This window comes from Nonomuraea sp. C10, assembly GCF_008017515.1.
Classification (GTDB): Bacteria; Actinomycetota; Actinomycetes; order Streptosporangiales; family Streptosporangiaceae; genus Nonomuraea; species Nonomuraea ferruginea.
In genome coordinates this window covers 1,896,599-1,922,883 of the sequence record NZ_VPFF01000001.1, presented here as the reverse complement: position 1 = coordinate 1,922,883, position 26,285 = coordinate 1,896,599, and the positions used below count along the sequence as shown (strand labels likewise).

The 26,285-nt window shown below is 71.8% G+C and carries 24 protein-coding genes; 4 read left to right on the top strand and 20 right to left on the bottom strand.

What is annotated here, in order from left to right:
• Position 1: 1 nt before the first annotated feature.
• The 4 genes from FR742_RS08600 to FR742_RS08585 all read right to left on the bottom strand — a co-directional run bounded on the left by FR742_RS08600 (position 2) and on the right by FR742_RS08585 (position 4,248).
• Positions 2-862 (bottom strand): carbohydrate ABC transporter permease, encoded by an 861-nt coding sequence (locus FR742_RS08600; protein ID WP_261808417.1) that lies wholly within the window; start codon positions 860-862, stop codon positions 2-4.
• Positions 859-1,725 carry a carbohydrate ABC transporter permease gene (locus FR742_RS08595; RefSeq protein ID WP_148030458.1) on the bottom strand — a complete coding sequence of 289 codons (867 nt, stop codon included), beginning with the start codon at positions 1,723-1,725 and terminating at the stop codon, positions 859-861. The genes FR742_RS08600 and FR742_RS08595 overlap by 4 nt, the downstream gene beginning before the upstream one ends.
• A 16-nt stretch (positions 1,726-1,741) precedes the next feature.
• Positions 1,742-2,986: a sugar ABC transporter substrate-binding protein gene (locus tag FR742_RS08590; protein WP_148030457.1), complete on the bottom strand. Its 1,245-nt coding sequence runs from the start codon at positions 2,984-2,986 to the stop codon at positions 1,742-1,744.
• A 62-nt stretch (positions 2,987-3,048) separates the two neighbouring features.
• Complete coding sequence (locus FR742_RS08585; RefSeq protein ID WP_148030456.1) at positions 3,049-4,248, bottom strand: DegT/DnrJ/EryC1/StrS aminotransferase family protein; 1,200 nt, start codon at positions 4,246-4,248, stop codon at positions 3,049-3,051.
• Positions 4,249-4,307: 59 nt separating this feature from the next.
• On the opposite strand from FR742_RS08585, the gene FR742_RS08580 reads away from it, so the two are divergent.
• Complete coding sequence (locus FR742_RS08580; protein WP_261808416.1) at positions 4,308-5,513, top strand: hypothetical protein; 1,206 nt, start codon at positions 4,308-4,310, stop codon at positions 5,511-5,513.
• A gap of 37 nt (positions 5,514-5,550) precedes the next feature.
• Here FR742_RS08580 and FR742_RS08575 read toward each other — a convergent pair whose 3' ends face one another.
• The 7 genes from FR742_RS08575 to FR742_RS08545 all read right to left on the bottom strand — a co-directional run bounded on the left by FR742_RS08575 (position 5,551) and on the right by FR742_RS08545 (position 13,541).
• The gene (locus tag FR742_RS08575; protein WP_148030455.1) at positions 5,551-6,624 is read right to left on the bottom strand and encodes a dihydrodipicolinate synthase family protein; all 1,074 of its coding nucleotides are present in this window, start codon (positions 6,622-6,624) and stop codon (positions 5,551-5,553) included.
• A 15-nt stretch (positions 6,625-6,639) separates the two neighbouring features.
• Complete coding sequence (locus FR742_RS08570) at positions 6,640-7,647, bottom strand: NAD(P)-dependent oxidoreductase (RefSeq protein ID WP_148030454.1); 1,008 nt, start codon at positions 7,645-7,647, stop codon at positions 6,640-6,642.
• Between the two features lie 60 nt (positions 7,648-7,707).
• Complete coding sequence (locus FR742_RS08565; RefSeq protein WP_148030453.1) at positions 7,708-8,601, bottom strand: Gfo/Idh/MocA family protein; 894 nt, start codon at positions 8,599-8,601, stop codon at positions 7,708-7,710.
• 175 nt (positions 8,602-8,776) lie between these two features.
• Positions 8,777-9,346: a hypothetical protein gene (locus FR742_RS08560; protein WP_148030452.1), complete on the bottom strand. Its 570-nt coding sequence runs from the start codon at positions 9,344-9,346 to the stop codon at positions 8,777-8,779.
• Between the two features lie 45 nt (positions 9,347-9,391).
• Positions 9,392-11,200, bottom strand: coding sequence for a hydantoinase B/oxoprolinase family protein (locus tag FR742_RS08555; protein ID WP_148030451.1), 1,809 nt, complete (start codon positions 11,198-11,200; stop codon positions 9,392-9,394).
• Positions 11,193-13,196: a hydantoinase/oxoprolinase family protein gene (locus FR742_RS08550; RefSeq protein ID WP_148030450.1), complete on the bottom strand. Its 2,004-nt coding sequence runs from the start codon at positions 13,194-13,196 to the stop codon at positions 11,193-11,195. The genes FR742_RS08555 and FR742_RS08550 overlap by 8 nt, the downstream gene beginning before the upstream one ends.
• A gap of 6 nt (positions 13,197-13,202) precedes the next feature.
• Positions 13,203-13,541, bottom strand: coding sequence for a hypothetical protein (locus FR742_RS08545; RefSeq protein ID WP_246639159.1), 339 nt, complete (start codon positions 13,539-13,541; stop codon positions 13,203-13,205).
• Positions 13,542-13,652: 111 nt separating this feature from the next.
• Here FR742_RS08545 and FR742_RS08540 point away from each other — a divergent pair, with 111 nt between their 5' ends.
• Positions 13,653-14,330 carry a thymidine kinase gene (locus FR742_RS08540; RefSeq protein WP_261808415.1) on the top strand — a complete coding sequence of 226 codons (678 nt, stop codon included), beginning with the start codon at positions 13,653-13,655 and terminating at the stop codon, positions 14,328-14,330.
• On the opposite strand, the gene FR742_RS08535 is transcribed toward FR742_RS08540, so the two are convergent.
• The 3 genes from FR742_RS08535 to FR742_RS08525 all read right to left on the bottom strand — a co-directional run bounded on the left by FR742_RS08535 (position 14,315) and on the right by FR742_RS08525 (position 16,933).
• Positions 14,315-14,983 carry a DsbA family protein gene (locus FR742_RS08535; RefSeq protein WP_148030448.1) on the bottom strand — a complete coding sequence of 223 codons (669 nt, stop codon included), beginning with the start codon at positions 14,981-14,983 and terminating at the stop codon, positions 14,315-14,317. The two genes, FR742_RS08540 and FR742_RS08535, sit on opposite strands and share 16 nt — an antisense overlap.
• Positions 14,984-15,052: 69 nt before the next feature.
• Positions 15,053-15,949, bottom strand: coding sequence for a hypothetical protein (locus FR742_RS08530; RefSeq protein WP_148030447.1), 897 nt, complete (start codon positions 15,947-15,949; stop codon positions 15,053-15,055).
• 267 nt (positions 15,950-16,216) lie between these two features.
• Positions 16,217-16,933, bottom strand: a complete 717-nt coding sequence (locus FR742_RS08525) for a carbon monoxide dehydrogenase subunit G (RefSeq protein ID WP_148030446.1) — start codon at positions 16,931-16,933, stop codon at positions 16,217-16,219.
• Positions 16,934-17,199: 266 nt separating this feature from the next.
• Here FR742_RS08525 and FR742_RS08520 point away from each other — a divergent pair, with 266 nt between their 5' ends.
• Both FR742_RS08520 and cydB read left to right on the top strand, forming a co-directional pair.
• Positions 17,200-18,543, top strand: coding sequence for a cytochrome ubiquinol oxidase subunit I (locus FR742_RS08520; protein ID WP_148030445.1), 1,344 nt, complete (start codon positions 17,200-17,202; stop codon positions 18,541-18,543).
• Between the two features lie 9 nt (positions 18,544-18,552).
• On the top strand, positions 18,553-19,458 hold the full coding sequence (gene cydB, locus FR742_RS08515) for a cytochrome d ubiquinol oxidase subunit II (protein ID WP_148030444.1): 906 nt from the start codon (positions 18,553-18,555) through the stop codon (positions 19,456-19,458).
• Here the strand turns inward: cydB and FR742_RS08510 are convergent.
• From FR742_RS08510 to FR742_RS08485, 6 genes are read right to left on the bottom strand one after another with little or no spacing between them, the layout of a single operon-like run.
• Positions 19,452-19,892, bottom strand: coding sequence for a hypothetical protein (locus FR742_RS08510; protein WP_148030443.1), 441 nt, complete (start codon positions 19,890-19,892; stop codon positions 19,452-19,454). The two genes, cydB and FR742_RS08510, sit on opposite strands and share 7 nt — an antisense overlap.
• A 40-nt stretch (positions 19,893-19,932) precedes the next feature.
• Positions 19,933-21,126 (bottom strand): leucine-rich repeat domain-containing protein, encoded by a 1,194-nt coding sequence (locus tag FR742_RS08505; RefSeq protein WP_148030442.1) that lies wholly within the window; start codon positions 21,124-21,126, stop codon positions 19,933-19,935.
• A gap of 27 nt (positions 21,127-21,153) precedes the next feature.
• The gene (gene cutA / locus FR742_RS08500) at positions 21,154-23,514 is read right to left on the bottom strand and encodes an aerobic carbon-monoxide dehydrogenase large subunit (protein WP_148030441.1); all 2,361 of its coding nucleotides are present in this window, start codon (positions 23,512-23,514) and stop codon (positions 21,154-21,156) included.
• A complete protein-coding gene (locus FR742_RS08495; RefSeq protein ID WP_148030440.1) occupies positions 23,511-24,005 on the bottom strand; it encodes a (2Fe-2S)-binding protein in 495 nt (164 codons plus the stop codon). The genes cutA and FR742_RS08495 overlap by 4 nt, the downstream gene beginning before the upstream one ends.
• Positions 24,002-24,895 carry a xanthine dehydrogenase family protein subunit M gene (locus FR742_RS08490; RefSeq protein ID WP_148030439.1) on the bottom strand — a complete coding sequence of 298 codons (894 nt, stop codon included), beginning with the start codon at positions 24,893-24,895 and terminating at the stop codon, positions 24,002-24,004. Before FR742_RS08490 ends, FR742_RS08495 begins: the two co-directional genes overlap by 4 nt.
• Positions 24,892-26,250 (bottom strand): uracil-xanthine permease family protein, encoded by a 1,359-nt coding sequence (locus tag FR742_RS08485; protein WP_148030438.1) that lies wholly within the window; start codon positions 26,248-26,250, stop codon positions 24,892-24,894. The genes FR742_RS08490 and FR742_RS08485 overlap by 4 nt, the downstream gene beginning before the upstream one ends.
• Between the last annotated feature and the right edge of the window lie 35 nt (positions 26,251-26,285).

Sequence of the window (26,285 nt, the reverse complement as noted above, 5' to 3'; positions counted from 1 at the left end):
CTTATTTGAACCCGGTCATCGCGATGCTGTTCACCAGATACCGCTGCAGCAGGAAGAACACCAGCAGGCACGGGATCACCGAGATCGTCGCCGACGCCATGAGCATCGACAGCTGCATCTCCTCGGTGCGCAGCGTGGTCAGTCCCACGGTCAGCGTCCTGGTGGCGTCGCTCTGGCCGACGACCAGCGGCCAGAGGAAGTCGTTCCAGTGCCACAGGAACACGAACACCCCCAGCGTGGCCATGATCGGCCGGGTCAGCGGCACCACGATCGTCAGATAGACCCGCAGCTCCGACGCCCCGTCCACCTTGGCCGCGTCGAACAGCTCGTCCGGCAGCCCCATGATGAACTGCCGCATCAGGAAGACCGCCTGCGAGTTGGCCAGCGTCGGCACGATCAGGCCCCAGAACGTGTCCACCCCGTCCAAGCTGTTGACCAGCACGAACGTGGGGATGAGCGTGGCCTGGAACGGCACCATCATGGTCGCCAGGAACGTCCAGAACATCGTGTCGCGGCCGGGGAAGCGCTTCTTGGCGAACGCGTAGCCGGCCATCGACGCGGTGAGCAGGATGACCACCACGGACACGACGGAGTAGACGAGCGAGTTGACCGTCCACTCCACGAACCCCGACGCCGACAGCACCCTGGTCAGGTTGTCCAGCGTGAGCGTCTCGGGCCACCGCGCGGGCAGCGTCGGCTGACCCGCCGGCGACAGCGCCACGATCAGCATGGCCAGGAACGGCGCGACGGTCAGCACCGACAGCACGGCCAGCAGGACGGCGAGCGGCCACCTGGCCCGTCGGCGCGGCGCCCGTCCGGCGGCGCGGTCGCGGGCGAGCGGCCTGGATGCGGTGAGCGTCACGTGTTCCCCCGGTCCAGGAAGCGGCGCTGGATCAGCGACACGGCCAGGACGATCGCGAACAGCACCACTCCCCAGGTCGCGGCGTAGCCGAAGTCGAAGGAGCGGAAGCCGTGGTCGTAGATGCCGTAGATGAGCGTGTACGTGGCCCGCGCCGGGCCGCCGCCGGTCATCACGTAGATGGTGTCGAACACCTGGAAGGCGCTGATCGTCTCGATCACCAGGACGAAGAAGAGCGTCGGTTTGAGCAGCGGCAGCGTGATCCGGCGGAACTTCTGCCAGGCGCCGGCCCCGTCGACCGTGGCGGCCTCCAGGTAGCTGGCCGGGATCGACTTGAGACCGGCCAGCAGGATGAGCATCGAGTAGCCGAACCCCTTCCACACCGACACCACTGCCAGCGCGGGCAGCACCAGCGACGCCTGCTCCAGGAACGCCACCGGGCCGAGCCCCAGCTTGCCGATCAGGCCGTTGATCAGCCCGTCGAACTCGTAGATCCAGCGCCAGACGATGCCCGCCAGCACGAAGCTGGTCACGTACGGCAGGAAGAGCATGCCGCGGAACAGGCCGCGCATGAACACCACCTGGTTGAGCAGCAGCGCGGTGCCGAGCGCCACCAGGACGGTGAGCGGCACGTAGATCGCCGCGTACACCAGCGAGACCCGCAGGCTGAGCCAGAAGTTGACGTCGCCGAGCAGCCTGGCGTAGTTGTCCGCGCCGACGAAGCTCCACTCGCCGCCGATGTTCCAGTTCGTCAGGCTCATGCCCGCCGCCCCCAGTGAGGGGAAGATCCGGAAGATCAGGAAGAGCACGAACACGGGCAGCACGAACAGCAGCCCGGTGACCGGGTCACGCAAGCGATGACGCACGGCGTTCCTTTCTCGTTCAGCCGCCGTTGGCCAGCAGCGCGTTGGCCTCCTCGGCCGCCGCGTCGAGGGCCTGCTTGGCGTCCTCCTGGCCGAGCAGGGCCGCCTGGATGTGCGGCGCGATGAGGCCCATGACCTGGCGGGCCTGGGGGTGGGTGTCGCCGGGGAAGGCGTACTCCAGGGACTTGGCGAACTCCTTGGCCGACTCCGACTGGTCCGGCACGGTGACGTCGGTGCGGGCCGGGAAGAAGCCGGACTCCTTGGCCAGCTCGCCCGTGACCTCGGGCGAGGCCAGGTAGCCGGCCAGCTTCCTGGCGGCGTCCTTGTGCTCGGAGTGCTTGGCCAGCACGACCCCGCCGGGGATGCCGAACGCGACCCGCTTGGCACCTTCGAGAGGCAGGCCGATGCCGACGTTCTCCTCGCCGATGACGGCGCCGAGCTGGACGGCCTGCCCGGCGGTGGCCGCGTGGTACATGGCGGTCTTGCCCGCCGCAAGCGCGCCGCCCTCGATGTCGTTGCCCTTGCTGGCGGTGTTCTCCGGGAGCCCGCCCGCGGCCTTGAGGTCGAGCAGGAGCTGCAGGCTCGCCACGCCCTCCGGGCCGTTGAACGCCACGCTCTTGCCGTCGGGGGCGAACACGGTGCCGCCGTTGGCCCACAGGAAGGGGTAGAAGCTCTGGTTCAGGCTGACCTCGGGCTTGCCCGGGTAGTCCAGCACGGCGACCTTGTTCGCGGCGAGCTTGGGGGCGGCCGCCTTGAGCTCGTCCAGCGTCTCGGGGACCTTCTCGACGCCCGCCTCGGCGAACAGCTTCTTGTTGTAGATGGGCGCGGTGATCGTCTGGTAGATCGGCACGCCGTAGAGCTTGCCGTCGACGGTCAGCGCGGTGAGCGAGCTGGGCAGGTAGGCGTCCTTCGCCTCGGCCACCACGTCGTCGACCGGCTCGATCGTGCCCTGCTGGGCGTACTGCGGGATCTGGTCGGGGCCGAGGACGACCAGGTCGAAGCCCTTCTTCGAGACCAGGGCGGTGGTGACCTTCTCCTGACGGCCCTCCCACGGCTGCTGGTCGACGGTGACGTCGACGTCCGGGTTCTTCGCTTCGAAGTCCTTCTCGACCTTCTGCCAGAACGCCTGGCTCTTGGCCTGGTCGCCGATGACCGGATACATCCACAGGGTCACCGTGCTCTTGTCCGAACCGCTGGACGATCCGCACCCGGCGGCGGCGATGCTCAGCGCGATCGCGACGCCCAGGGTCGCTGTCTTTCTCATCGGCGGCAACCTTTCCTTAATACCGGTCCTGACCGAAACCTAGTAACGCGATCCTCCTCGGGTCAATCCCCGATATCCGACCGTGACGAGGACGGGGCCAGAAATCTGGTCATCTCCCGCGCGATGAGGTGGACGTGATCGGGTGTGTAGTTCTCGTTCCAGTCGATGACCATCAAGGTCTCCGCGACCATCCGCTCGGCCTCCGGGCAGGGCCGGGGGGCGTACCCCTGCAAAGGGTAGCGAGAGGCCCCGTATATCGGCCCTTGCCATACGGGGGCGTGGTTCAGCGGCTCGTCCAGATATCCGGCCCGAGCCGGTATCCCGGCCGCCCGCAGCTTCCCGGCCAGCTCCGCCGCGCCGCCGCCGGGGAGCACGACGGGGAAGAGCCACCAGGCGTGCCCCTCCGGGCGCGGCAACCGTACGCCTGGAAGCCCCTGCAAGGCCTCCAGGAGCTGTACGGCCGTACGGCGGCGGGCGGCGACCACCCCGGGCAGCTTGGCGAGCTGGGCCCGCGCGACGGCGGCCTGGAGCTCGGTCATGCGGTAGTTCAGCCCGAAGGCGGCGTGCGAACGGCCCGCCGAGCGGTCCCAGCCCTTGTCGGAGAACAGCCGCATCCGGCGGGCCAGCTCGTCGTCGCCGGTCAGCGTGAGGCCGCCGTCGCCGCAGGTGATGTGCTTCCACTGCTGCAGGCTCAGGCAGGCGACGTCGCCGACCGTCCCGGCGAGCCGTACGTCCCTGCCGCCTCCGCCCGCCGGGTCCGGCAGTTCGGTGAGCCAGGCCTGGGCGCAGTCCTCGATCAGGGCCAGGCCGTGCGCGTCCGCCAGGGCGCGCAACTCGTCCACCCGCGCCGGCGCGCCGAACAGGTGCACCGCCATGATGGCCCGCGTGCGCGGCCCGATGAGCGCCGCGACGGCGGCCGGGTCGAGATTGCCGTCGGACGGATCGACGTCGGCGAAGACAGGGACGGCGTTCTGCGCCAAGATGGGGGCCACAGTGCCGAAGTCCGTGATCGGTGTCGTGATGATCTCGTCGCCGGGGTCCGGCGCGGCGGCCACGACGGCGAGATGGAGGGCTGCGGTGCCCGAGCTGCACGCGATCGCGTGGCGCACGCCGTGCAGCTCGGCGATCTCGCGTTCGAGCGCCCGCGCCTCGGTGCCCCAGACGGAGTTGAGCATGCCCGAGCGGATCACCCGCTCCAGGGCGGCCACCTCCTCGTCGCCGAGCGTGCGGCCTTCCGGCTCGGCCATGGACGGGAACTTCACAGAGCACCTCACAGGATAAGATTGCGGCCTTGACCGTAATAAGCGAGAGGGGAGCATGGGTGGCGATCGTCATCGGCGTCGTCGGCCCGCATGACCTGGTAGACCAGGTCGCGGCCACCTGCGAGGAGCAGCCGGGCGTCAGCGCCCTGCGGCTGGACTACGACCACGAGTCGCAGGCGCCCGCGATCGTGGAGGCGCACACCGCGGCCGTCGAGGGATGGCTGTTCACCGGCATCGTGCCGTACATGCTCTCCCGCGACGCCGAGGCGCTGACCCGCCCCGCCGCGTTCGTCGACTACACGGGCGCGACGCTGCTCAGCGCCCTGGTACGACTCCAGCACCAGGGCGTGGACGTGACCCGGCTGTCCATCGACACGCTGCCGGCCGCCGACGTCGTCGCCACGTTCGCCGAGGCCGGGCTGCCCACGGGCGAGCTGCGCACGCTCCCCTACCGGCCGGAGATGACGTCGGAGAAGGCCGTCGCCTTCCACCGGCGCGGCCCCGCCCACCCGGTGATCACCTGTCTGAGCAGCGTCCACGAGGCCCTCCGCGACGACATGCGCGTGCTGCGGCTGGCCCCGTCGACGCACTCGGTGCGGGTGGCGCTGCGCCAGCTCCTGCTGACCGCGCAGGGCCAGGCCCAGGAGGACGCGCAGATCGCGCTCGGCCTCGTCGAGGTGGTGAACGACGAGGGCCTGCTGCGCGAGGCCACCGCGCTGGGCGGCACCGTGGCCGCCTTCCGGGGCGGCACCCACCTGCTGGTGACCACCCGGGGCCCGCTGCACGACGCCACCGGCGGCTTCACCGGTCTGCCGCTGCTGGCCCGCCTGGCCGTCCAGAACAGCGTGGTGCGCGTCGGCTTCGGCCTGGGACGCAGCGCCGCCGAGGCGGAGAGCCTGGCCCGCCGCGCGCTCGCCCGCGCCCGCCGCATCGGCGACGTCGCGGCGGTCCTGTCGCTGCGCGCCGACACCGACATCGTGCTGGAGTCGGTTCCCACCGGGCCGGCCGGCGAGCAGAACCTCTCCGTCATCGCCCGCCGCGTCGGCCTGTCGGTGCCCACGCTGGAGAAGCTCCTGGAGGCGCGCCGGGCCGCCGGCGACGAGCCGCTGACGACCCGGGAGATCGCCGACCGGCTCGCCGTCCAGCAGCGCACCGCCCGCCGCATGCTCCACCGCCTGGAGCTCGCCGGGCTCGCCGAACGCACCGGGAATCTGACCAGCGGGTCCAGCGGGCGGCCGCTCACGCTGTACCGGCTGACACTGTGACACCCCGCGGCCTCCTCCCGCTCATGGACGGAAGCCGTCAGGACAGCCAGCGGGTCAGGCCCTCGGCCACGAAGTCGTCGTCCCTGAGCCACGGGTAGGCCGCCCAGACCCGGTCGATCTCCGCGAGCTGCCCCGGCGACAGCTCCTCCGCCGGGTCGAGGCACCAGCGCCCCTCCAGCAGACCCTGGCGGCGCAGCACCTCGTGGATCCCGGGGATGCACCCGTGGAAGCCGTTGACGCTGTCGAAGATGGCCGCGTTGGCGTCGGTGAGGTGCCCGTCGAGCGTGAGCAGCCGCCGGACGGCCGCGTCGTCGCCCGCCCTGGCCCTCTTGGCCTCCTCCAGCAGCTCGACCGCCCGCCGCACCCAGACCGCCCACTGGCCGAGCAGGCCGCCGACGAACTCGACCTCCACCTCCCGCCCGTCCACGACCACCCGGTGCGGGGTGATGAGGTCGGCCAGGATGTGGTCGTCGTTGCCGGTGTAGAGCGCGACCTCCTCGGCCCGCCCCGCGCGCACGACGCCGTGCAGCACGTCGAGCGTGCGGTAGCGGTCGAACGGCGCGACCTTGATGCCGGCCACCGACTCGACCGCCGCCAGCCTGGTCCAGAAGTCCCGCGACAGCGGCCGCCCGCCGACCGCGGGCTGCAGGTAGAAGCCGATCACCGGCAGCACCTCGCCGACCGCCCGCGCCCGCTCCACCAGCGCGTCCTCGCCGAGCTCCGCGTACGGGCTCAGCAGCACCATGTGGTAGCCGAGCGACCGGGCCAGCTCGGCCTCGGCCACGGCCTGGGCGGTCGGCCCGGTGGCGCCCGCTATCAGCAGCACCTCGCGCTCCGACTCGCGGGCGGTGTCCGCGGCCAGCTCCAGCACCGGCGGCAGCAGGTCCGTGCCGTGGATCGCGAACTGCGTGGTGTGCACGCCCACCGCGAGGCCGCCGGCGCCCGCCTCCACGTAGTAGCGGGTCAGGGCGCGCTGGCGGCGCTCGTCGAACGTCCGGTCCGCGGTCAGCGCCAGCGGGTGCGCCGGGATGACCAGGCCGCGCCTGAACAGGTCGCGCGCGGACGTCTTGGCCTCTGGAGCCGTGCTGAGCACGTGGGTCCCCCTCGTCATGTGATGTCGCCAGTCTCAGAAACGGCCGTCACGGCGTTCGAACTTGGTGGGCTTGCCCAGCAGCGGCCCGCCGCCGGCCACCCAGCCGGCGATGTGGTCGATCAGCTCCAGCGGCGTGATCCCGGGATACCCGAACAGCCGGTGGCACCGCGACGCGTCCGACAGCAGCGCCGTCGGCGCCTCCTCGCCGGTGAACACCGGCTCCACCCCGAGCCGCGCGCCCAGCTCCAGCGCGGCCCACCGTACCGAGATCCGCTCGGGGCCCGTCACGTTGAGCACGTACGGCGGGGTCGCGGCGAGCCGCAGGGAGCGGAGCGTCACCTCGTTCGCGTACCCCTGCCACACCACGTTGACCTGACCGGTGGTCAGGTCGACGGGCTCGCCGGCCAGGACCTTCTGCGCCAGGTCGACCAGCACCCCGTAGCGGAGCTCGACCGCGTAGTTGAGCCGGATCAGCGCCATCGGGGTGCCGTGCGCCTCGGCGAAGTGCGCCAGCGTGCGCTCCCGGCCGAGGCAGCTCATCGCGTACTCGCCGACGGGCCCGGCGGGGTCGTCCTCGACGCTGCCCCCGCCGGCGACCGGGACGAGCGGGTAGACGTTCCCGGTGGACAGGGCGGCGATCCGGCTGCCGCGGAACCGGTCGGCGACCCGGCCGGGCAGGTAGGTGTTGGTGAACCAGGTGGCGTGCTCGCGCCCCTGGGTGCCGAACTTGGCGCCGACCAGGAACACCACGTTGGGCGCTTCGGGCAGCTCGCGCAGCGCCCGGTCGTCGGCCACGTCGGCGCTCACCACGGTGGCGCCCGCGCCGGCGAGCGCGTCGGCGAGTCCGGGCTCGGAGAAGCGGGAGACGGCGATGATCCGCCGGTCGCCCCCGGTGGCGTTCAGCGCCAGCCGCACCAGGCTGGGGCCGAGCTTGCCCCCGGCGCCGAGGATCATGATGTCGCCGTCCAGCGCGGCGAGGTCCGCCACGAGCCCGGCGCTCGGCCGCGCCAGCCGCTCCTCGAGTTCCGCTGTGGTCCGCACGCGGGGTCCCCCTTTGTCCTTATTTACGGTCCAGACCGTAACTGGGAGGGACCGCCGCTGTCAACGGACGGGCACGCTCTCGCGGGCCGAGACCAGGACGTCGAGGATGGCCCGGGTCTCCGCCCACGGCACCGGGCTCGGCCCGCCGCCCGCCATCTCCAGGAACGCCTCGATCGTCCCCGCGTAACCGAGGCCCAGCACCGGGTCGTCACCGGCCTCGATCACCACGTGCTCGTCCCCGCCGCGCCGGTGGACGGTGACGGCGTACGACTCCTCGTCGCTCACGCCGACGACCTCCACCACGCCCGTCACGCCGCTCCCCCACCGCAGCGCCATGACCCCGGTGTCCTCCGACCGGAGCGTCCCGTAGTGCCGGACGGCGCCCGCGGCGCCCGCCAGCCGCACGTCCGGGCCGAGCAGCGCCACCAGCAGCTCCACCCCGTGCACCCCCATGGTCACCAGCGTCCCGCCGCCCTCGGACGGGTTGTCCTGCCAGGCGTTGTAGCCGGTCGCCCAGAGCCCCACGTCATGCCGTACGGTCGCGCGCACCGACAGCACCCCGGCCGGATCCGCCGCCCACCCGGCGAAGGCCGGCGCGAAGCGCAGCACGGACCCCGACATCACCCGGTCGTGGATCGGCAGCCGGTCCAGCCGGTCGAGCTGCTCCCTGGTGGCCGCCGCCGGCTTGTTCACGAAACACGCCGCCCCCGTCTCCAGCACCGCCGCCAGCGCCTCCGGCACCCGCGGGTTCGGCACGGTCAGCACCACCCCGTCCGGCCCGCCGTCCAGCGCCTCCCCCAGGCTTCCGGCCACCCGTGCCTCCGGGTGCTCCTCGGTGAACCTCCGCAGCCGTTCCCCGTCCGGCTCCCACACCACGAGCTCGGCATGCCTGGCCAGGGTCCTGGCGTCGGTGTACGGGTGGCTGGTGGCGAGCCCGGCGAGAGCGATGCGCACGATGTCCTCCGATGTCGCACTTCACGAAACGCGCCCATCATGGCAGCCACCGCATTCAGGTGACACTGGGTACGCAGACGGGTACGCTTACGACTGCCGCCCATCGCTGATGGGCCGGAAGTGAGCCCGGGTGGACTGCCGGACGACAGGAGCCCGGGCTTTGCGCTGTCCGGGCTCAGCCGGCCGCCACGAAGACCATCTCCGCCCCCGCGCCGAGCCCTTCCCAGAGCTCGGCCTCCCCCGAGGCGGCCAGCGACGCCGCTCCCGCCACCACGTCGGGCAGCCACGTCAGAGGCTCCTCCACGGCCGGCGCCCACAAGGCGCGCAACCTCGGGCTGATGGCATGACGGGTACGCAGGATGTCGATCAGCTTGCGGTCGGCCGCGTCCAGCCAGGGGCCGCGTGACTCGAAGAAGATCTCCGTCACCGGCCGCCGGCCGAGCTCCAAGAGCAGGTGTTCCATGCACTTGCGGCGGCCCCGCTCCTGCCGCCTGGCGTCGAGGCCCGTCCCCACGACGACGAGCGCGGACGGCCGCAGGCCGGCGACCGTCTCGATGATGAGAGTCCGCCGCTTGGCGTTCTCGTCGCGCCAGTGCAGCCGCCGCTGGCGACGCAGGAGCAGCCCGCGCAGCGCGGCTCGGTGGAAGTCCGCCTGCGCCGGCGGGACGAGCACCGCGGCCATCAGGTAGAGGCCGTGGGACAACCGCATCGACTCATCGACATAGGCGGAGAACGGGGGGTTCATGAGGGGTCATGTTATCCCCGGCGATCACGTACGGTGATTGTCTTCTTACAGTTCGTCTACCTCCGCGAAGGTGCGGCCGCCGGACAGTTTCGGGTAGCCGGGGCCGCGGTCGAAGAAGCGGTCGGCCGGAGGGCGGAGGCGGGCGCGGAGTTCGGCGGTGCCCTGCTCGTCGATGCGGTCGCCGTCGAGGACGACGCCGTAGTCGCCGAGCGCGCCGGCGATCGAGACCTTGCCGTCGCGGACGTCGGCCGCCACCGCGCGGGGGTCGCGGTCGTACGGGGAGCCCCAGCCGCCGCCGCCCGTGGTGCGGATGCGGATGGTCTCGCCCGCCTGGACCGGGTGGTCGTCGACCAGGCCTTCCATCTCCTTGCCCGCGATCTCCACGCGGAACGGCCGCCCGGCGAGGCCGCCGTTGACGCCCCAGCAGGACAGGATGGAACGGTCGGCGATCGACATGTAGGAGGCGTCGCGCAGCATCCGGATGTGCTTGTCGTAGCCGAGGCCGCCGCGGAACATGCCGGGCCCGCCCGAGTCGCAGGCCAGGCCGAGGCGTTCGACCCTGAAGGGCCAGCGGGCCTCGGCGAACTCGACCGGGATGTTGCGCGAGTCCGGGACGACGTGGATGGTGTCCTCGCCGTCGGCGTACCAGCGCCCGCCGGAGCCGCCGCCGAGCACCTCCCGCATCAGGTAGGGCTGCCCGCCGGCGTCCGTGCCGTACACGCCCGTGTAGCGGATCGTCTCCTGGTCGGCCGGCATCCGCCCGCCGGTGGCCTTGGCCAGCACGCCCGCCAGCACGCCGAGCAGGCGCAGGATGACGAACGTGCGGGCGTTGGTGGGCGCGGGGAAGACCGGGGTGAGCAGGGTGCCCTTCTCCGGGAAGACCATCTTGATGAGCGGCACGACGCCCTCGTTGACGTCGAGCTCGGCCATCCGCTCGGGCGTGTCGGCCAGGTTGCGCAGGATGGGCGCGAGCCACTTCTTGAGGAAGACGCCGTCGGCGTAGTCGCCCGCGTGGTTGATCGGCCCCTTGGCCTGCGGTGAGGTGCCGGTGAAGTCGATGGTGAGCGGCGCGTCCGCGGCGTGGTCGACCGTGAGGGTGATGCGCTGGGTGTGCAGGCGGGGCTCGTCGACGCCGTCGTGCTCGGCGTAGTCCTCCCAGACGTAGGTGCCCTCGGGGATCTTGGACAGCAGCTCGCGCCGGAACGTCTCGGTGGTCTTGCCGATGATGGCGTCGAAGCACGCCTCCACCTCGTCGCGCCCGTACCGGTCGAACAGCTCGCCCAGCCGCCGCGCGCCCATGAGGCAGGCGGAGCACTCCGCGTCCAGGTCGCCGGCGAGAGAGTCGGGCATGCGGGAGTTGCGGGTCATGATGCGCAGCGCGGCCTCGTTGGGCACGCCCTGGTCCCACAGCTTGATCGGCGGGACCATCAGCCCTTCCTCGAACGCCGACCGGGCGTGCGACGGCATCGAGCCCGGCACCGCGCCGCCGATGTCGTCGTGGTGACCGAACGCCTGCACGAACGCCACCACCTCGTCGCGGTGGAAGACGGGCACGGTGACGCACAGGTCGGGCAGGTGGCCGATGCCGCCTTCGGACAGGTAGACGTCGTTGTGGAAGTAGACGTCGCCGGGCTTCATCGTCTCGATCGGGAAGTCGCGGACGACCGGCTGGACGAGCGCGCTGTAGGAGCGGCCGGTCAGCTTGCGCATCTTCCTGTCGTGGATGCCGGCGCGGAAGTCGTGCGCGTCGCGGATCATGGGCGACCGGGCGGTGCGCGCGATGGCGGTCTCGACCTCCTTCTCCACGGAGGCGAGGGTGCCCTCGACGATCTCGATGAGGATCGGGTCAGTCACGACGGATCTCCACGTTGCCGTATTCGTCCACCGTGGCGGTGAACCCGGGGTGCAGGGGGATGGTGGAGCCGTACTCCTCGATGACGGCCGGGCCGTGGACGACGGCGCCGGCCTCCAGCGCGGCGCGCTGGAGGATCGGGGTGTCGTGCGGCTCGTCGAAGATCACGCGCCGGCTCGCCTCGACGGGCTCGGTCTTCGGGTACGGGTCGCGCCGGATCACCGGCCGGTTGATCGGCCCGATGCCGGAGACGCGCAGGTTGACCCATTCGACGGCGTGGCGTGGGTCGTCGCGGTAGGCGTAGCCGTACAGCTTCTCGTGCGCGTCGTGGAAGCGGCCGGTGACCTCGCGCAGCCAGTCCTCGTCGAGGGGGCCGGCCGGGGCGGGCACCCGGACCTCGTACGCCTGCCCGTAGTAGCGCAGGTCGGCGCTGCGCGCGAAGACGGGCTCGTCGAAGCCCTCGCGTTCGAGCTCGTCGGCGGCCTGGCTCTCCAGCTCGCCGAAGATCTGCGCGGCCTTGTTCAGCGCGAGGTCGCGGGTGACGTACGTGCGCACGTAGTCGTTCTTGACGTCGACGGTGAGCAGGCCGAACGCGGAGACGTTGCCGGGCTCGGGCGGGACGATCACCGCGGGCAGGTCGAGGATGTCGATGAGCCGGCAGGCCAGCAGCGGCCCGGACCCGCCGAACGTCACCAGCGGGAAGTCGCGCACGTCCAGCCCGCGCTTGACGGTGAGCTGGCGGATCGCGTTGCTCTGGTTGAACGCGCTGATCTCCAGGATGCCGGCGGCGGTCCGCTCGGGGGTGAGGTCGAGCTTGTCGGCCAGCGCCTCGACGGCCATCCTGGCGGCGTCGTAGTCGAGCGGGATCTCGCCGCCGAGCAGGTGCGGAGGGATGCGGCGCAGGTAGACGTGGGCGTCGGTGACGGTCACCTCGGTGCCGCCGCGGCGGTAGCAGATCGGGCCGGGGTCCGCGCCGGCCGAGCGGGGGCCGACCTTGAGCGTGCCCTCGGGCGAGATCCACGCGATCGAGCCGCCGCCCGCGCCGACGGTGACGATGTCGATCATCGGGATCTTGCACGGGAAGCGGCCGACGCTGCCCTCCGTGGTGACGGACGGGTCGCCGTCGACGACCACGGTCACGTCGGTGGAGGTGCCGCCGCCGTCCAGGGTGATCACGCTCCGGTGGCCGGCGGTGGCGGCGATCAGCGCCGCGCCGAGCGCGCCCGCGGCGGGGCCGGACAGGACGGTGGTGATGGGCTGGTTGACGACCTCGCGGGCCGACAGCACGCCGCCGTTGGACTTCATCACCGAGAACGGGCGGCCCAGGCGGCTGGACAGGTTGGCGATGTAGGCCCGCATGCCGGGCTTGACCGCGGCGTCGACCAGCGTGGTGACGGCCCGCTCGTACTCGCGGTACTCGCGCAGCACGTCGCTGGAGAGCGACACGACCGCCTCGGGGAACTCGCGGGCCAGGACCTCGCGCATGCGCCGCTCGTGTTCGGGGTTGGCGTAGGAGTGGAGGAAGCAGACGCCGAGCGTGGTGATGCCGCGGGAACGGTACCAGCGGGCGACCTCGACGGCCTGGGTCTCGTCGAAGGGGCGCACTTCGCCGCCCTGGTGGTCGAGCCGGCCGCCGACGGTCTTGACCAGGTGGACGGGCACGATGCGGGACGGCTTGACCCAGAAGTAGGAGTTGCCGTAGCCGTCGGGCACGCTCTGCCGGCCGATCTCCAGGATGTACTCGAAGCCCTCGGTGGTGATCAGCCCGAGGCCGGCGATGCGGTCCTCGAGCAGCTGGTTGGTGGCCACGGTGGTGCCGTGCACGATGCCGGCGACATCCAGCTCGCCGAGCTTCTCGATGCCGGCGATGAACCCGTCGGCGGGGTTCGCGGGGGTCGAGGGGGTCTTGGTGGTGACGATCTCACCGGTCTCCTCGTCCACCGCCACGACGTCGGTGAAGGTGCCGCCGGTGTCGACTCCGATTCGGACGCTACGCATGGCTCCTCAGCTTCGGCGCTTGCCGAGCACTTCGTCGATGACCCGGGGCGCGTTGTCGGTGCCGACGTAGGCCGCCAGCCTGACCACGAGCTCCTGGGTCCTGCCGAGTTCGGCCTCCACCCTGGCCTTACCCGACTGGCCCGCCTGCACGCCGAAGTACGCCCCGATGATGGTGCCGACCACGCCCGCCACGCCGGCGAACAGGGCGGCCGACTCCCCGGTGGCGTACACGGCCGCGCCGAACGCGACGAGGGTCGCCACGATGCCCGTCAGCACCACGTAGAAGCCGTACCGCCAGCGCGCCGCGTCGGCCTGGGCGGCGGTGAGGTCGTCCGGCGTCATCATGGCGTCGAGCGTGGGGGGTTTATCTGTGACCACTAGATTTTCCTCCTGATACTCCAGAGGAGAAATCTCCCATGAGGTCAGGGAACAAGCCAAGCGCTAAGGTGGCACCCCGTGACCGAACTGTCCGCGTTGTCTCCTGCACCCCATGCGCCACGTGATGCCGTGCTCAAGTTCTACTTCGGGCCGATGGACTGTGGGAAGTCCACCCTGGCCCTGCAGATGAACTACAACCACGGCCGTCAGGGCAGGAGAGGGCTGGTGCTGACCAAGCACGACCGGTCGGGCGAGCCCAGGGTCACCAGCAGGATCGGCCTGGGCCTGGAGGCCGTCGAGGTGGTGGACTCGATGGACCTGGTGGAGCTGGTGCGCGGGCACGACCGGATCGACTACCTGATCTGCGACGAGGCGTGCTTCTACACGGTGGAGCAGATCGAGCAGCTCGCCGACCTGGTCGACGGGCACGGCGTCGACGTGTACGCGTTCGGGCTGGCCTCCGACTTCCGCTCGGTGCTGTTCCCGGCCTCGCGGCGGCTGTTCGAGCTGGCCGACGAGGTGTGCCGGCTGCAGGTCGAGGTGCTGTGCTGGTGCGGGCGGCCGGGGCAGCTCAACGCGCGCGTGGTGGGCGGGGAGATGGCGCGTACGGGGGAACAGGTGGTGATCGGGGACACCGACGCCTCGCCGGTGCGTTACCAGGTGCTGTGCCGCCGCCATCACCGGGCGGGGCTGCTCGGCGAGGGCACCGGCGTCGGGGGCGGGACGGTTCAGACGGCTCCTCAGACGGCGCAGTAGCCGTCGTCGCAGCCGTCGGCGGGGGCGGCGAGCTGCTGGATCGGGGTCTCGCCGATGCGGTCGGCCACCTCGTCGATCGCGGCCGTCATCGTCTCGTACGGCTGCGCGCCGGACACCGCGAACTGCCCTTCGAACAGGAACAGCGGCACACCCGTGATGCCCAGCCGCCTGGCGCGGCCGATCTGCTCGCGCACCTCGGCGGCGCCCTCTCCGGTGTCGCGCACGCCCGCCTCGGCGGCGAGCTCGGCGAGCACCCCGGCGTCGCCGACGTTCAGTCCGTCGGTGAAGTGCGCGCGGAACAGCCGGTCGGCCATCTCCTCGCCCAGGCCCTGGCCGGTGGCGACCTCGACGAGCCGGTGCGCCTCCAGCGTGCCGGTACTGATCGCCCGGTCGAATCGGAGGTCGAGCCCTTCCTCCGCGGCCACGTCCGTCACCCTGGAGGTCATCTGCGCCACGCCGGCGCCGAACTTGCGCTCCAGCGCGGGCAGCAACGGCTCACCCTCGGTGGACGCGTCCGGGTTCAGCTGGAAGGGGCGCATGGTGACCTCGATGGACCCGCCCTTGTCGCGGAACGCCTGCGCGGCGCGGGCGAAGCGGGCATGGCCGACGTAGCACCACGGGCAGACCACGTCGGAGAAAATCTCAACCTTCATGTTTCTTGACAACGACTTGGCACAGCGGTCCATTCCGGTCCGCCGGTTCAGCCGCGGGCAAGGGCCGGGTCAGCCCGCGGCCAGCTCCTCCAGCCGGTAGGGAAGGTACGCGGAGTCGTCCACCAGCGCCGACGCGCCGCGCCACCAGCCGAACCACTCGCCGCTGCGCCACATCCAGTCGACCCGCTCGATCGCGGCCACCACGTCGCCGACGGTCTCCCAGCGCTCGCCGAGCTGCTGGTCGGTGGCGCCATGCCTGAGCGCCCAGGCGCGCAGGACGCGGGCCGCGTAAGCGTCCACGCGGCGCGCGTACGGGTCGGGCTTCTCCCCCGGAAGCCGGTGCGGCCCGAGACCGGCGGCCACCCCCCAGCTCCACTGCGCCTCGGCGGGGCGTGAGTAGCGCAGCGAGTGGAAGTCCAGGTTGGAGCCCAGGTTGTCGTCAGTCCTGCGCGTCACCACCGCGTCGAGGCGGCCGCCGGCGTCGAAGTGCACCACCAGCCGCTGCCCCGGCCGCACCCCCGGCGGCAGGCCGAACCGGTCCTCCGCCTGCCAGGAGTTCAGGTCGACCTGGGCGACGGGCCTGCCCCACAGCTCGTCGGCGGCGTCGTCGGAGATCCAGGCGGCCAGCATCTCCAGGGCGGTCAGGTCCGTCCACGGCTCGATCGCCACCGCTGTGTGCAGCACCTCGTCGGGCGCGGGCAGCTTGCCGCCCCTGGGCCGGGTCCACCACTGCTCGCCCAGCTCGCGGGTGCCGACCAGGAGGGCGGCGAGCGCGGCCAGCTCGGCCGAGCGCCGCGTCAGGGACGCGCCCAGCGCCAGCCCGACGCACCGGTCGCAACGCTCGTCGCCGATGACCGGCCGGGCTGCGGCGATCAGCGCGTCGGCGGTGGGGTGGTCCTCGCCCAGCAGGTTGCGGACAACCCGCCGGGCCTCGGTTCGCGCGTCTTCAGCATGAGCCTGCCGCATATTGCCACGCTACGCCCGGAGATCCTTTTCCGCGAGAGGCTCTGACCTGGTCGTTTCCCGCATCCCCTGAGGGCGCGCCCCTGCCCTGCCGAGCCCGCCTTCCTCGAACGCGGACGGCCGCCGCCTTCTCGTCCACCACCCACTCCCCGACGCGCGATCCGCCTTTCACGGCGTCACATGGCCGAGGAGGGCGCGCATACGAAAGGACGGGGTTCGAAGGAGGCGCCCCCGCACCAGGCTCGCCTCCTCCGGAACCGCCCGGGCCGGTCAGCGGCGGGCTCGGCCGAAGAGCCAGCCGATGGCCGCGCTGCCGAGCGCGACGCCGGCGCCCATGCCGAAGGCGGCCAGCATCACCCACGGCGGAGTCTCCGTACGGCGCTTCTCCGCGACCGGGGGGCGCTCGTAGACGGCGGGGCGGCTCGCCGCGGGTGTCAGGGCGGAGGGCTCCCGGAGAGGCCCGGGGCCTTCCGCGGTGGGGCGTGGGACCGGTACCGCGGCCGGGGTTCCCGCAGGGGCCAGGGCTTCTTCTGGAGGCAGGGTTTCCGCTGGGGTGCACAGGTGGCGTTCGACGGCGGCGAAGAACTCGCCGGCCGTCTTCCGGGCCACCGAGCCCAGCATCCGCTGCCCCACCCCGCCGATCATCCCTCCGATGACCGCGTCGGCGTCGTACTCGACCCGGGTCCCGCCGTCGATCTCGCTCAGCCGTACCAGGACGGTGGCGTCCACCGTCCCAGGGGCGCCCTGGCCGCGCGCCCGCAGCACGAAGCTCACCGGGGCCGCCGGTTCCGCGAGGGCCACCTCGCCCTGGTAGACCCCTTTGAGCGAGGCCACCCCGGCGTTGACGGTCATCCGGTACGTGTCGGGCCCGCACTCCTCCAGGCGCTCGCATCCGGGGATGGTGCGCACCAGGACCGCCGGGTCCTGCAGGGCTGCCCACACGCGGTCTCTTTCGACGCCGATCTCGGCGCTGCCTGCGACTTTCACACCGTCACTCTAGAAAGCCACCGCCCGCCGGGATAAGGGCAACACCTGCCCAACGTCCCCGCGTCGCCCTGTGGCCGGGTCCACCGCCCGGTGTACGCGGGAATCCACCCGGCGGGTGACGCGGCGGGACGGGCCGGAACGGCATCGTGGGATGGGCTGAAGGGGGCCGGTGTGACCAAGGTCGCACCACATTGCTCTACAGCGTGTAGTACTACTTCAAGTAGATGTACTACAAGCCGTAGAGCTCGTTGACCCGATGAGGGGACATGGACGCACTTGATCTCGCACGGTGGCAGTTCGGGGTGACCACCGTGTACCACTTCCTGTTCGTGCCGCTGACGATCGGCCTGGGCATCTTCGTGGCCGGGCTGCAGACCGCGTGGCACCGCACCGGGAAGGACCACTACCTGCGGCTGACGAAGTTCTTCGGCAAGCTCTTCGTGATCAACTTCGCGATGGGCGTGGTCACCGGCATCGTGCAGGAGTTCCAGTTCGGCATGAACTGGTCGGAGTACTCCACGTTCGTCGGTGACGTGTTCGGCGCGCCGCTGGCCTTGGAGGCGTTGCTGGCGTTCTTCCTGGAGTCCACGTTCATCGGGTTGTGGATCTTCGGGTGGGACCGGCTGCCGAAGCGGCTCCACCTGGCCTGCATCTGGGCGGCGGCGCTCGCCTCCAACCTGTCGGCGTACTTCATCCTGGCCGCCAACGCGTGGATGAAGCACCCGGTCGGCTACGAGGTGGTCGACGGCAAGGCCAGGATGACGGACCTGTGGGCGGTGCTGACCAACTCGACCGCGCTCGCGCAGGTGCCGCACGTGGTCGCCGCCGCGTTCGTGGTGGCCGGCGGGTTCGTGCTGGCGGTGTGCGGCTACTGGCTGCTGCGGACCCGGGCGGAGATGTGGCGCGGCGCCGCCAGGGCGGCGCTGGTGATGACGGCGGTCGCGGGCGCGCTGGTCGCGGTCACCGGCGACACGTCCGCCAAGCTGATGTACGAGCAGCAGCCGATGAAGCTGGCCGCCGCCGAAGGGCTCGAACGCGACACCGCCGGAGCGCCGTTCACGGTCGCCCCCGGCATCGAGATCCCCAAGGTGCTCAGCTTCCTTTCCACGAACGACCCCGACGCCGTCGTCCAGGGTACCGAGGACCTGCAGCGGCGCTTCGAGCAGGAGTTCGGCCCCGGCGACTACCGGCCGGACCAGACGATCGTGTTCTGGTCGTTCCGGCTGATGATCGGGTTCGGCATGGCGACCGTCGGGCTGTCCGTGCTCGGGCTCTGGCTGACCCGCCGCCGGAGGCCGATGCCGCCCTGGCTGTCGCGGGTGTTCCTGCTGGCGCTCCCGCTGCCGCTGCTCGCGGTGACGGCCGGCTGGCTGCTGAGCGAGATCGGGCGCCAGCCGTGGACGGTCGCGGGCGAGCTGCTCACTGCGGCCTCCGTCTCACCCGGGGTGAGCCTGGCCGAGGTCGCGATCTCCCTGACGATCTTCACCCTGCTGTACGGCGCGCTCACCGTGGCCGAGATCGTGCTGCTGGCCCGGCACGTACGCAAGGGCCCCGAGGAGATCGAGCCCGCTCCCGCGGCCGAGAAGCGCCAGCCGTCGCTGATGTACTGAGGAGCAGACGTGATCGACCTGTGGTTCATCATCATCGCCTTCCTGTGGACGGGATACTTCGTCCTGGAGGGGTTCGACTTCGGCGTGGGGCTGCTGGCGCCGTTCGTCAGCGGCGACGGCGAGGAGCAGCGGCAGAGCCTGCAGACGATCGGGCCCGTGTGGGACGGCAACGAAGTGTGGCTGATCACCGCGGTGGGCGCCATGTTCGCCGCGTTCCCCGCCTGGTACGCGGGCATGTTCAGCGGCTTCTACCTGCCGGTGCTGCTGGTCCTGGTCGGCCTGATCGTGCGCGGCGTCGGTCTGGAGTGGCGCGGCAAGGTCGAGAACCCGGCCTGGTGCGACCTCGGCATCGTGGTCGGCAGCGCGCTGCCCGCGTTCGTGTGGGGCACGGTCTTCGCCGACCTCCTGTACGGGAGCGCGGTGGCGGCGATGCTGGGCGGCGCGTTCTCGCTGACGGTGTGCCTGCTGCACGGCGCGATCTTCCTGGCGCTCAAGACGGACGGCCCGGTGCGCAAGCGGGCCAGGTCGGCGGCGGTCGCGCTGAGCGCGGTGACGCTGCCGATCGGCGTGGTGGCGCTGTCGGGCATGGGCACGATCCCGGCGCTCGCGGCGGTGGCCGCGCTGGCCGCCGCACCGGCGCTGGTGTGGCGGCGCCGCGAGGGCTGGGCGTTCGTGGCCATGGCGGCCACGATCGTGCTGGTGTCGGTCGCGGTCTTCGCCCAGCTGCGGCACGCCCCGCTGCCGGGGCTGACGCTGGCGGAGGCGGCCTCCGGCCCGTACACGCTGACGATGCTCAGCTGGATCGGCCTGATCGCGCTGCCGTTCGTGCTCGGTTACCAGGGCTGGACGTACTGGGTGTTCAGGAAGCGGGTCCGGCCGGCCGTCCAGGTCGCGGAGGCACGGCCGGGTCAGTAGCCGGTCCCGGCGTCGTCGCCGGGGGCGGGCGACTGGCTGACGCGGTGGTCGCTCAAATGCAGGTCGCCGTCGAGCGGGATCTGCAGGGCCTCCAGCACCTCCAGGTCGGCGAGCACGGTCCACCTGGGGCCGACGAGGTGCGGCTTGTACTCGGGCGCCTGGTCCATCCAGGCGTCCTTGCCGTCCTCCGTGGCGAAGGTGCTCACGAAGAACTCGCCGTCGTCCGTCTTGCAGTAGCCGGTGCGGATGTCGGAGGCGTCGACCTGGATGCGCGGGGCGCAGCCCACCTTGTCGGCGAGCTGCTCCACGGTGAGCGCCGGCAGTTGCTCCTGCTTCTGGCCCGCGGCGACGTAGTCGCCGTCGCCGCCGGGGGTGCATGCGACGAGGAGCCCGGCCAGCAGCCCGAACGCGGCCAGACGTGGAAAAGTCGTCATGTGCCGAGATACGCAGCATCCGTGAGGACGGTTCACCCGTTCAACGCAGGATGACGCAGCCGCGGGCGGCCAGGTCGCGCAGGGCGGGCGGTTCGTCGTCGAGCTTGTTCCAGCGCAGGTCGAGCTTCTCCAGGGCGGGCGGCAGCGCCGGAAGGCGGCGCAGCCGGTTGTTGCGCAGGTCGAGATGGGTGAGCCGGGTGAGCGGCGACAGGTCGGGCAGCTCGCGCAGGACGTTGTCGCGCAGGTCGAGCACGCGCAGCTCGCCCAGCCCGGCGATGGACGGGGGCAGGGCGCCCAGCCGGTTGCCCCTCAGGTGGAGCTCGCGGAGCCGGCGCAGGCCGCCGATGCCCGCCGGGAGCGACTCCAGCCGGTTGCCGTAGAGCCTGAGCTCGACCAGGGAGGCCATCCGGCCGAGGCTCTCGGGCAGGGCGCGCAGCCGGTTGTCGGTGAGGCCGAGGTAGGCGAGCCGGTCCAGGCGGCCGATGGCGGCGGGTACCTCGGTGAGCAGGTTGTCGCTCGCGTACAGGTAGTCGGTGAGCGGCAGGTCGCCTAGCTCCGCGGGGAGGGACGTGAGCCGGTTGTGGCCCACGTCGAGCATGCGCAGCGACGTGAGGCCGGCGACGGCGGGCGGCAGCTCGGTGAGCGCGTTCTCGGCGACGTTGAGCGTCTCCAGCCGGGTCAGCCGCCACAGCGCCGCGGGCAGTCCGGTGATCCGGTTGCCGCCGACGGACAGGTGGCGCAGCCGGTCGCCGAGACGGTCCGGCAGCCGCTCGACGGCGTTCCCGTACAGGGAGAGGGTCTCCAGGGCGGGCGGGAGGGGCGGGACCTCGGTGAGCCGGTTGCCGTCGGCGTGGAGAGCGCGCAGGGCCTTCAGAGGCGACAGGTCGGGCAGCGCGCGCAGCCGGTTGCCGTCGAGGCGCAGCTCCTCCAGCTCGGTCAGCTCCCCGGCCCACGCGGGCAGCTCGGTGAGCTCGTTCCAGGCCAGGTCGACCAGCCGGACGCGGGCCGCCCCGGCCGCGTCGCCCGGGAACCGAGTCAGCCCGGCGCCGGGCACCCGCAGCTCGACCGCCTGTTCTACCGCCTGTCCGGCCCCGTGACCGGCCCCGTGTCCGGCCGCCTGTCCGGCCGCCTGTCCGGCCGCGTGTCCGGTCGCCTGTCCGGCCGCGTGTCCGGTCGCCTGTTCTGCCGCTGTGGTCTGGGGGCCAGGGGCGGCGCCGGGCCGGTCCGTTCGCATGCCGCAGATCCTGCCATGGGCGGACGATCAGCCGCGCAGGTCGAACAGCTCGGACGGGGAGATCGGCATGCGGTCGATGTCGACGCCCTCCGCGTCCTCGATCGCCGAGGCGATGACCGCCGACACCGGGATCACCCCCGCCTCCCCCGCGCCCTTGATGCCCAGCGGGTTGAGCGGCGACGGGGTCTCCAGGTGGGCGGTCTCGACGTGCGGGATCTCGGTCGCGTACGGCATGAGGAAGTCCATGAAGGAGGCGTTGACGAGCTGCCCGTGCGAGTCGTACACCATCCGCTCGTAGAGCGCGCCGCCGATGCCCTGCGCCACCCCGCCGTGGATCTGGCCCTCGACGATCATCGGGTTGATCAGCTTGCCGCAGTCGTGCACGACCGCGTACCTGAGGACCTTGATCTCGGCCGTGAGCGGGTCGGTCTCCACGATGGCCGCGTGCATGCCGGCGGCGAAGGTGGAGCGGATCGGCGAGTAGTAGTCGCGGCCCTCCAGCCCCGGCTCGTCCCCCTCGGCGACCGGCGGCCGGTCGGGCGAGGCCCCGCCCGACGACTGGCCGGAGAACTGGGTGGCCTTGGCCGCCTCGTCGTCGAACGCGTACCGCAGCGGGTTGGCCAGCACCGCGACCGTGGACAGCGGGACGGCCGCCTTCGGGTCGCCGACCACGTGCACGATGCCTTCGGTGATCTCCAGGTCGGCCGGGTTCGCCTCCAGCGCGTCGGCGGCGATGCGCAGCGCCTTCTCGCGCACCTTGCGGCAGGCGAGCGCGATCGCGTTGCCGCTCATGACCGCGGCCCGGGAGGCGAACGTGCCGACCGCGTACCCGAACCTGCGGGTGTCGCCGGTGACCACGGACACCCGCTCGATCGGCACGCCCAGCTCGGTGGCGGCGATCTGGGCGAACACCGTCTGGTGTCCCTGCCCCTGGGAGGTGAGCCCGGTGGAGACGTGCACCCGCCCGTCCGAGGTGATCTGCACGTGCCCGCCCTCGTACGGGCCGACGCCGGTGCCCTCGACGTAGCAGCCGATGCCGATGCCCCGGTTGGGCGCGGGCTCGAAGTCGTCCCAGCCGATCAGCTCCTTCACCAGGCGGAGCATCTCGGGGTAGTCGCCGCTGTCGTAGATGAGCGGCCGGCCGTCCTGGAAGGTCATGCGCTGGTCGTACGGGAACTCGTCGGGCTGGATGAAGTTGGCGGCGCGCACCTCGGTGCGGTCCCTGCCCAGATGGCGGGCGATCTTGTCCATCGTCCGCTCCATGCAGAACACGCCCTGCGGGCGGCCCGCGCCCCGGTACGGGGTGACCTGCACGGTGTTGGTGTAGACGGAGGAGAACTCGACCCGGTAGGCGCCGAGCTTGTACGGCCCGAGCAGCTGGGTGGAGGTGATGATCGGCACGATGATCCCGTACGGGGTGTAGGCGCCGTGGTCGTGCAGGATGCGCACGTCCATGCCGAGCACCCGGCCGTCGTCGTCGAAGCCGACCCGCACGTGCTGCACCTGGCCGCGCTCGTGGGCGGAGGAGATGAAGTGCTCGCGCCGGTCCTCGGTCCACTTGATCTCGCGGCCGAGCAGCATGGCGGCCCACGGCACCAGGATCTCCTCCGGCCACGGGTGCACGATCTTCACCCCGAACCCGCCGCCCACGTCGGGCGCGATGACCTCGACGCTGGTCAGCGGCAGGCCGAGCGCGGCCGCGATGGCCATGCGGACGCTGGTGGAGGTCTGGGTGCTGGAGTAGACGCGCAGGTCGGCGCCGTCCCAGCGGGCGTACACGCCGCGGCCTTCGAGCGGGGTGCTGGCGCTGCGCTCGATGTCGAGCCGGAACGACAGGGTGTGCGGGGCGGCGTCGATCGCCTCCCCCGCGCTCAGCCCGGACGCGGAGGGCACCTCCTGCACCAGGTGGGCGCCGATGTTGCCGGGCACGTCCTCGTGCACGAGGTGGCCGCTCTGCACGGCGTCCTCCAGGCCGACGACCGGCTTGAGCGGCTCGTAGTCGACCTCGATGAGCCCGCAGGCGTCCTCGGCGAGGTAGCGGTCGGTGGCCACGACCATGACGACGGGCTCGCCGACGTGCCGCACCGTCTCCCTGGCCAGCGGGTAGGCGGTGCGGCCGTGGGTGAGCGCCGGGTGCGGGATGAGCAGCGGCAGCGGCCGGCCGACCCGCTCGGGCAGGTCCTCCCAGGTGTAGATGGCGATCAGGCCGTCGACGTCGAGCGCGGCGGTGACGTCGACGTCGCGGATGCGGGCGTGCGCGTGCGGGGAGCGCACGAACGCGGCGGCCAGCGCGCCGGAGCCCAGGTCGTCGAGGAAGCGGCCCTGCCCGGTGAGCAGCCGGGGGTCCTCGCGGCGCTGCACCGGCTCTCCGAACAGCCTGGTGGTCATGACTCCTCCGCCCTCAGCTCGGCGGCGCGGTGGACGGCCTTGACGATGTTCTGGTAGCCGGTGCAGCGGCACAGGTTTCCCGAGATGCCCTCCAGCACCTCCTCGTCGGTCGGCGCGGGGTTCTCCTCCAGCAGCGCCGTCACCGTGCAGAGGAAGCCGGGCGTGCAGAAGCCGCACTGCAGGGCGTGGCTCTCGCCGAACGCCCGCTGCACCGGCGACATCCCGTCCGGCCCGGCCAGCCCCTCCACGGTGGTGATCTCGTGCCCGTCGGCGGTGACGGCCAGCATCAGGCAGGAGCGCACCGGCCGGCCGTCGAGCAGCACCGTGCAGCAGCCGCACACGCCGTGCTCGCAGCCGACGTGGGTGCCGGTCAGGCCGAGGTCGTGGCGCAGGCAGTCGGACAGCAGCCGCCTGCCCGGCACCCGCACGCGGCGGGCGGTGCCGTTCACGCCGAGGGTGATCTCGTGGCTCGAATCCGTCCCGGTGCTCATCCAGCCGCCTCCCTGGCCGCGTCCTTGACCGCCTGCTCGGCCAGCACCCCGATCAGGTGGAGCCGGTACGCCGCGGAGGCGTGCACGTCGCCGTCCGGCTCGGCACGCTCCCGTACGGCCCCGGCGACCCGCTGCCAGGGGACGGTCGCGGCGGGCCGGCGTTCGCAGGCCTCGGTCACGTCGACCACGACCGGGACGGGGCCGACGCCGACGCAGCCGACCCGGGCGGCGCTGATGTGCAGGTCCTCGTCGAGCGTCACCACCGCGCACACCCCGGCGAGCGCGTAGTCGCCGTGGCGCCTGGCGATCTCGCGGAACGCGGTGCCGGTGCGCGGCGGCAGCGCGGGGAAGAACGCGGAGACGGCCAGCTCGCCCGGCTCGGCCGCCGACTCCATGGGGCCGGTGAAGAACGCGCCCGCGGGCACGTCCCTGGTCACCACCCCGTCCGGCAGGCCGGACGCCGACGGCTCGCCGGGCGCGCGGCGTGCCAGGCGCACCGAGCCGTCGAGTACGGCGAGCACGGCGGGCAGTTCGGCGGCCGGGTCGGCGTGCACGAGGCTGCCCACCACGGTGCCCCGGTTGCGGATCACCGGGTGGGCCACCAGCCGGAGCGCCTGGACCATGAGCGGGTGCGGGGCGGCCCGCTCCACCTCGGCGTGCCGGGCCAGCGCGCCCACGGTGACCCCGCCGGGGCCCGCGTCGATCGAGCTCAGCGCGCCGAGCCGGTTGATGTCGACCAGGTGGTCCGGCGCGGCGATCCGCATGTTGAGCATCGGGATGAGGCTCTGGCCGCCGGCGAGCACCTTGCCACGCGGCCCCGCCCCGGCCAGGATCTCCAGCGCCTCGCCGAGGTCGCGGGGGGCGTGGTACTCGAACGGCGGCGGCTTCACCCTGCCTCGATCCTGACGGGTTCGGGGGTGCGGCGGGCGATGACCCGGAGCAGGTGCCAGCCGCCCACCACCACGATGGTGCCGAGCGCGATGCCCTCAAGCCTGAAGTCGCTGCTGATCAACTGCTTCACCGGTCCGATGGCCAGGATGATGCCCGCGCCGATCGGGACCATGTTCACCGGGTCGGCGAAATCCACCCTGTTCTCGATCCAGATCTTGGCGCCGAGCAGGCCGATCATCCCGTACAGGATGACCGTGATGCCGCCCAGCACGCCGGACGGGGTGGCCGAGACCAGCGCGCCGAACTTGGGCATCAGGCCGAACAGGATCGCGATGCCGCCGGCGATGTAGTAGGCGGCGGTCGAGTAGACCTTCGTGGCGGCCATGACGCCGATGTTCTCGGCGTAGGTGGTGGTCGGCGAGCCGCCGACCGAGCTGGCGACCACGGTGGCGACGCCGTCGGCGGCGATCGCCCGGCCCATGTACGGGTCGAGGTCCGTCTTGGTCATCTCGCCGACGGCCTTGACGTGGCCGATGTTCTCCGCGACGAGCGCGATGACGGCGGGCAGGACCAGCAGCACGGCCGAGGTGTGGAAGCTGGGCCAGGTGACGGGCGGCAGACCGAACCAGTCGGCCTCGGCCACCCCGCTGAGGTCGACCCGGAAGTGCGCGGCGACCTGCACGGCGCCGTCGTCGTAGGCGGGCACCATGCCGAAGACCCGGTCGGCGGCCCAGGAGAGCACGTAGCCGGCGACGAGGCCGACGAGGATGGCGACGCGGCCGACGAAGCCCTTGAACGCCACCACCACGACGAACGTGATCAGCATCGTGAGCAGGGCCATCCACTGGTCCTGCGGCCAGTAGACGTCCGCGACCACGAACGCGAGCCCGAACCCGATGAGCATGACCACCGCGCCGGTGACCGGCGGCGGGAAGATCTTGTTGATGACCTGGACGCCGAGGAAGTGGACCGCGAGGCCGATCAGCGCCAGCACGAACCCGGCCACCAGGATCGCGCCCACCACGACGGAGCTGGCCTCGGGCGAGTCGCCGCCGAACAGCGCCCTGATCGCGAGCACGCCGCCCACGAAGGAGGCGCTCGTGCCCAGGTAGCTGGGCACCTTCCCCTTGACGATCAGCAGGAACAGGATCGTGGCGACCCCGGACATCATGATCGCCATGTTCGGGCTGAGCCCCATCACCAGGGGGAAGACGAACGTGGCGCCGAACATCGCCACGACGTGCTGGGCGCCGAACCCCACCATGCGGGGCCAGCTCAGCCGTTCGTCCGGCCTCACGACCTCGCCTGGTGCCAGATGCTTGCCGTCGCCGTGCTTGGTCCACCCGAATGCCATGTGAACCCCTTTTCACCGGGCCGCTGCTTGCGGGC